This window comes from Bartonella sp. TT121SHDZB (assembly GCF_042193415.1).
GTDB lineage: Bacteria > Pseudomonadota > Alphaproteobacteria > Rhizobiales > Rhizobiaceae > Bartonella.
This window is the reverse complement of the sequence record NZ_JBHILR010000036.1, coordinates 1-1901: the sequence shown is the minus strand read 5'-3', so window position 1 is coordinate 1901 and position 1901 is coordinate 1. Positions and strand designations below refer to the sequence as shown.

The following is a 1901-nucleotide window of genomic DNA, read 5'->3' as shown; positions in this document are numbered from 1 at the left end:
AGGGTATCACACGTGCCTTGCGTGGTACTTGGCATGGGCGTTATGGAACAGCCCGTTGCCCTGCTCATGATGATAGGTTTTATCCCCTTAATAAATTGGCGTACTTTATAAATTATACTCACTAACATCTTTAAGAATTTCTAAAACATCAAGAGAAAATCGGTTATACAAAAAACTCAGGTGTCAATAACAATCCCCTGCTCTGTTCTTTCGATTAAAGCACCAAGCTTTCCTTCTATTTATAGTTTATCTTCAATATGGAGTGAAGCAAAAGCATTTTTGTTAGCATATTCTAACAATCCAAGTTTTTGATTTTCTGTATCTTGTCATCAGGAGAAACTCGTAAATATGGGTAAAATTTTGTCATGTTCAATAAAGAACGTCAATTAAGTGTATAAGTATCAGAAAAAACGATAAGTTTCTTTGATACAAACAATCAAAATGATCAAAGATAAAAACAGATATCTTATTTCATTTCCAAACAACAAATTGAAAAATTCATAGGAAATTTGATTGATCAGATTTAACCATTAGATTAATATTTCAAGACAGATTACAGAAAGGAATTTCCTATGCAAAAGACATTACCCAAAAGTTATATGACTGATGCTGAACGTGAGGAGTTACGAGCAGGCGGGTTAGATCAAAACTGCATTTATACTGCTGAATCAGAAGCAGCGGACCGTGCTAATGATAGCAAAGCGGCGTGGGAATGGTTAGCAATGACTGAACCTCCAGCACATACACTTCTGTTTCTTAAAAAGCGGCATGGAGCACAATTTATTCGTGACATGGGATTTTCTACTAAAGATGCCGATAAAGAATATGGTCCCGATTGGTTAGATAAAGATGTTATCATAGGAGGTCATCATTTCTAAAGAATTTGAGGAGTTAGAACGTATTTTTGTTCGCGAAAATAACTATGTAAAAAGTCTTGATGAAGCATTGATGACCAAAAAACTACATGATGTGCGCAATGATTTGTGTAGTTATCTTCGTAACATTGAGAAAAGCGGTGATTTGTCATTACTTATTGATACGGAGCGTAGTCTTGTAGAAAATGATCTGCTAAGATATGCCAATAGTAAGGCTATGATTAGTAGTCTTAAAACAGCATTAATGGAAATAGATATTATTAAGAAGCACATAATCCTTGTTAGTAATCCTGCGCAATATAAGACAGTAAATGAAGTTCATAGTTTACCCAAAAATCGTAAAGGCGGATTGCCTTACGATGAAGCACGTCAAGCAATAGCATCCCATTATGCACGGTTAGGAAACTTAGATAAATCTCGTTTAACGTCAATTGAAAAATCAATTATTGATGTGCGTAAAGAAAATATGACGATTATGCGCAAGCTCTACGAAAAGATGCAAGCCAAAGCTATTGGTATAGATTTCTAACTCAATAAAATACTCATAACAAAGCTTTTTACATTAGTTTATTCACACATCTTTAAAAGTAATGGTTAAATGAAAATCTCTCGTTTATATAGCTTTTTTGAAGGGAAAAACTGTCAAATGAGATATCGCTGCTGGTTTCTTTTTCCATTCAATCAAAAAAACTTCATTTCTCATTTTCTTAGTTCTGTTTGTATTCTTCATAGCAATATTTAGCTAAGTTTAAAGTCATCTTTGTATATGAAAAATTCGTATTTGAAATGTAATTGTGGATCACTTAAATTAATTGAAAATATATTTATTATTGTTTGAAATACATTTTCATCACAAATAGAAAAACTAAAAAATTTCTTTCATTATGAAAATCTGCAATGATTAGTGTTATTTCTTTTTTGTTTTTCCTTTTAGAAAACTTACAGGGGATACTCACTCAGAAAGCTTACAATCGCATCTTTTAAAAATGCCAAAGACCATAGCAAGCCTTGCGTTAATTTTTGAAC

The 1901-nt window shown here is 32.6% G+C and carries 2 protein-coding genes and 1 pseudogene; 2 read left to right on the top strand and 1 reads right to left on the bottom strand.

Translation table 11 applies throughout. The features are described from left to right. Positions 1 to 108: 108 nt before the first annotated feature. Positions 109 to 367: pseudogene (locus ACFIKI_RS08325) on the bottom strand (recombinase family protein); the annotation flags it as partial. A 205-nt stretch (positions 368 to 572) separates the two neighbouring features. Between ACFIKI_RS08325 and ACFIKI_RS08320 the strand changes: the two are divergent. Together ACFIKI_RS08320 and ACFIKI_RS08315 are read left to right on the top strand one after the other, a co-directional pair. Beyond that, on the top strand, positions 573 to 878 hold the full coding sequence (locus ACFIKI_RS08320; RefSeq protein WP_183194301.1) for a hypothetical protein: 306 nt from the start codon (positions 573 to 575) through the stop codon (positions 876 to 878). Between the two features lie 70 nt (positions 879 to 948). Beyond that, on the top strand, positions 949 to 1404 hold the full coding sequence (locus tag ACFIKI_RS08315) for a hypothetical protein (RefSeq protein ID WP_375666743.1): 456 nt from the start codon (positions 949 to 951) through the stop codon (positions 1402 to 1404). The last annotated feature ends 497 nt before the right edge of the window (positions 1405 to 1901 follow it).